This window comes from Mesorhizobium sp. M2C.T.Ca.TU.002.02.1.1, from assembly GCF_003997225.1.
Window position 1 is genome coordinate 1 of sequence record NZ_RZTO01000587.1, and the last position, 3,984, is coordinate 3,984.

The following is a 3,984-nucleotide window of genomic DNA, read 5'->3' on the forward strand; positions in this document are numbered from 1 at the left end:
AAGCTCAACACCGTCTTCCATGAGTTCACGCGCCTCGACGAGGGCGCGCGCGAGGCCGAGGGGCTCGGCCTCGGCCTTTCGATCGTCGACCGCATCGCCCGCGTTCTGAGGCTCGAGATCCGCATCTACTCCAATCCCGGCAAGGGCACGCGCTTTTCCGTCATCCTGCCGGTCGCGGCGGTCGCCGCGCCGCCGCGCGAGGCCGGCAAGGCGCCGGCCCGCTCCGCCTCGACGCTTGCGGGCTTGAATGTGCTTTGCATCGACAACGACGCGCGCATCCTCGACGGCATGCGGCTGCTGCTCGAAGGCTGGGGCTGCCGCGTCGAGACGGCTTCGGGATCAGGCGATCTCCTGAAATCCGGCGCGCCCAAGCCCGACCTCGTGCTGGCAGACTATCATCTCGACGGCGGCACCGGGCTCGACGCGATCGCCACGCTGCGCGCCGCCTACGGCCAGGACCTGCCTTGCGTGCTCGTCACCGCCGACCGCTCCAGCGAGATGCGCGCGGCCGCCGGCCGGCTCGACATTCCGGTGATCAACAAGCCGCTGAAGCCGGCCGTGCTGCGTTCGATGATGGCGCGTGTCAGGCCGCTGGCCCCTGCGGCGGAGTAGCGCCCAGTCTCAGCCGCGATGGCCGAGACTTCGGAGATAGGCGCAGAACATGTCGGCGAGCGCATCGGAATAGGCTTCGATCCCGCCGGCCGTTCGTTCCTTTTCAGAGAAATCCGCTCCCACGGCGCTCAGCGTCTTCATGATCAACTCGCCGGTCATGGCGCGAGCAGCCGCGGAAACATCGGGCAGCACTTCCCGCAGGAATGTCTCGACCGTGCGGTCGGCCATGGCCTTCGCCTCCTGCGCCTCCGGCGCGTCGCGATAAAGCGGCGCGGCGTCGTTCAGTGCGCCGCGCACCGCCGCTTCCTCGCATTCCGAGCGGATGAAGGCATGGACCAGCGTTCTTATCCGCTCGAGCGGCGATAGCTCGATGTCTTCGAGGATGCCGCACAAAAGCTCGGTCGTCTGGCGCCATTCGTCGCTCTGGAGCCGGAACAGCAGCGCCGCCTTGTTCGGGAAATACTGGTAGAGCGAGCCGACGCTGACGCCGGCTTTTTCCGCCACGCGCGTGGTGGTGAAACGCTGGGCGCCTTCAGCAGCCAAAACCTGAGCAGCCGCCTGCAGAATGGCCGCGACGAGCTCCGTGGCGCGCGCCTGTTTGGGTTGTTTTCGGGTGGAAATTGAAGGGCTTGGCCGAATGATCACGGACGCGCTTGGGAATGCGAATTGGAAACCTGAAGGATTATTCGTATTTTTCGATGCAACACAAGAACCGCCCGGAGACAGTGATGACGACCCTGACCGAAACCCCCTTGGCCCCGCTGCTCGCCCGCCTGTTCAAGGAAGCCGATGCGGCGACCAGCCCGGCGATCGCCCGGTACTCGCGCGAGGAACGGACGCGCCTCATCCACAGCAAGACCGAATATCGCCAGTTCTACGGCAGCCTGAAGGACCTGTGGCTCGCGGTCTCACCGGAGACCGGCACGCTGCTCTACATGCTGGCGCGCAGCACCGGCGCGCGCATCATCGTCGAATTCGGCACCTCGTTCGGCATCTCGACGCTCTATCTCGCCGCGGCGCTGCGCGACAATGGCGGCGGCCGCCTGATCACGACGGAATTCGAACCGTCGAAGGTGGTGCGGGCCAAGTCCAACCTGACCGAAGGCGGCCTCATCGACCTGGTGGAGATCCGCGAGGGCGACGCGCTGGAAACGCTGAGCAAGGACCTGCCCGACCGGATAGACCTGTTGCTGCTCGACGGCGCCAAGGCGCTCTATCCGGAGATATTGAGCCTGGTCGAGAGCCGGCTCAGGCCCGGCGCGCTGGTCATCGCCGACAATGCCGACTTCTCGCCCGACTATCTTGAACGGGTGCGGGCGCCGGCCGGAGGCTACATGTCGACGCCGTTCGGCGACGACGTCGAGTTGTCGATGCGGCTCAACTGAACACGCTCCAACACAGACCATGCTGCTCTTCGGACGGCCGTAGGCGTTCACGTCAACCAACGCGCAAGCCGGCGGCTTCAGATAGGGCTGTCGGCCATTTGCGAGTTGCGGAAGCGGGGACGCGCGCCGCTGGCGGTCGGACGATGCTCGCGAAACGCCATGGCGAGGGTGCGCAACGCATCGCGCGACTGGGTGTCGGAGAGCGTGGACAACAGCACGATCTCCGATGCCGGCAGCGGCGGCAGGCCGAATTTGCGGCTGATCTCGATCGTGCCGGGTGGAACCAGGCGAGACGAGAAGGCGCCGGCGGCAAGGCCCGCCGACACAGCCTCCGCAACCGCGAAGGAGCCACAGCCCAAGAAGACTTGTGTCCACGGTATGCCGACCGCATCGAGCGCGCCGGTGACGACGTCGCGGATGCTGCACGACGGCGAGGAGGCGGCCAGCCGCAGCGGCTCGCCTGCGCGGTAGACGAAGTCCGGCGTCGCATACCAGCCGAAATGCTCGGGCGCCAATACCTCGCCGTCGCGACGGTCGTCCCCACGCCGCACGATCGCCGCATCGAGATCGCCGCGATCGAAGGCGGCTAGCAGCTCGCGTGTGTCGTCAAGCCTGACCTCGATGGTTAGCGCCGGATCATGGGCGCTGAGCCGCGCCAGCAAGGTCGGCACCTCGGCGCCGCCGACATGGGTGGCGATGCCGAGCCGGAAATGGCGGCGGACAGCGGTGAGGCTGGCGACGGCGCGGTCATGCGCGGCGAGCAGCTCGCGCGCCGGCTCCAGGAACACCGCGCCGCGCGCCGAAAGCCGCACCAGCCGCGGCGTCCGCTCGATCAGCCTTTCGCCGATCCGATCCTCCAGCCGCTTCAGCTTGACGCTGATCGCGCCCTGGGTGCTGCCAAGAGCCTCGGCGGCGCGCGTGAAGCTGCGCAGGTCGGCGACAGTGACGAAGGCTCTTACCGCATCTACGTCCAGCGTCATGTCATCTATCCTATTTTGTTGTCACTGAAATAGCCAACCATGCAATTCTAAAATGATCAAGCCTCCCCTAACTTGGGTTAGCGCGCAGCGGCAAAGAGCCATCCGGTTTCGCCCTGCCCCAAGCAATCCGAGACCAAGAAATTCGAGAGGTTTGATCATGGCACCTGTCCTCACCCGCCGGGGCATCGTCGTTCTGTTCGCCGCCTGTCTTGCCTGCCTGATGTTCGGGCTGGAGATATCGAGCGTCCCGACCGTGCTGCCGACACTGGAACAAGTGCTCGATGCGGACTTCAGGCAGCTGCAATGGGTGATGAACGCCTATACGATCGCCGTCACGAGCGTGCTGATGGCGGTCGGCACCATTGCGGATCGTTATGGACGCAAGCGCGTCTTCCTGGTCTCGATCGCCGCCTTCGGCCTCACCTCGCTGATCTGCGGCCTTGCGGGCAACGTCTCGACACTGATCGTCGCGCGCTTTCTGCAAGGGTTGAGCGGCGGCGCGATGCTGATCTGCCAGCTCGCCGTGCTGTCGCATGAATTCCAGGAAGGGCGTGAGCGCGCGGTCGCCTGGGGCTGGTGGGGCGTCATCTTCGGCATCGGCCTCGGCTTCGGTCCGATCGTCGGCGGCGGCATCGTCGCCGTCTCAAGCTGGCAGTGGGTGTTCCTCATCCACGTGGCGGTTGCGATCGTCGCTTTCGTGCTTGCGCTCACCGGCGTCCATGAATCGAAGGATCCGCAAGCAGGCAGGCTGGACCTCGCCGGCATCCTGACCTTGTCGCCCGCCGTCTTCTGCCTCGTCTTCACCATCACGCAGGGACCGGAGCTAGGCTTCGCCAGCCCGGCCGCGCTGGCGTTCCTTTGCCTTTCGATCGCGAGCTTCGTGGCGTTCCTCATCGCCGAAAGGGTCAGCGAAAGGCCGATGTTCGACTTTTCGGTCTTTCGCATCCGCCCGTTTTCCGGCGCAATCGTCGGCTCGGCGGCGATGAATATCAGCTACTGGCCGTTCA

5 protein-coding genes are annotated in these 3,984 nt (G+C 65.7%); 3 read left to right on the forward strand and 2 right to left on the reverse strand.

Features of this window, described 5'->3' with window-relative positions:
• A partial coding sequence (locus EOD07_RS25475) for a hybrid sensor histidine kinase/response regulator (protein ID WP_127237384.1) occupies nt 1–612 on the forward strand: 612 nt, incomplete at its 5' end.
• A gap of 9 nt (nt 613–621) precedes the next feature.
• On the opposite strand, the gene EOD07_RS25480 is transcribed toward EOD07_RS25475, so the two are convergent.
• Entirely contained in the window at nt 622–1,257 is a 636-nt protein-coding gene (locus tag EOD07_RS25480; protein ID WP_127237385.1) for a TetR family transcriptional regulator, read from the reverse strand.
• A gap of 83 nt (nt 1,258–1,340) precedes the next feature.
• Between EOD07_RS25480 and EOD07_RS25485 the strand changes: the two genes are divergently transcribed.
• On the forward strand, nt 1,341–1,997 hold the full coding sequence (locus tag EOD07_RS25485) for an O-methyltransferase (RefSeq protein WP_127237386.1): 657 nt from the start codon (nt 1,341–1,343) through the stop codon (nt 1,995–1,997).
• Between the two features lie 77 nt (nt 1,998–2,074).
• On the opposite strand, the gene EOD07_RS25490 is transcribed toward EOD07_RS25485, so the two are convergent.
• Nucleotides 2,075–2,977, reverse strand: coding sequence for a LysR family transcriptional regulator (locus EOD07_RS25490; protein WP_127237387.1), 903 nt, complete (start codon nt 2,975–2,977; stop codon nt 2,075–2,077).
• Between the two features lie 157 nt (nt 2,978–3,134).
• Here EOD07_RS25490 and EOD07_RS25495 point away from each other — a divergent pair.
• Nucleotides 3,135–3,984 (forward strand): MFS transporter (locus EOD07_RS25495; RefSeq protein WP_127237388.1); only part of this gene is annotated, 850 nt, incomplete at its 3' end.

What these genes read in the sequence shown, in the direction of transcription:
- EOD07_RS25490 (WP_127237387.1), bottom strand. Translation starts at nt 2,977, where the DNA reads ATGACGCTGGACGTAGATGCGGTAAGAGCCTTCGTCACTGTCGCCGAC.
- EOD07_RS25485 (WP_127237386.1), top strand. Translation starts at nt 1,341, where the DNA reads ATGACGACCCTGACCGAAACCCCCTTGGCCCCGCTGCTCGCCCGCCTG.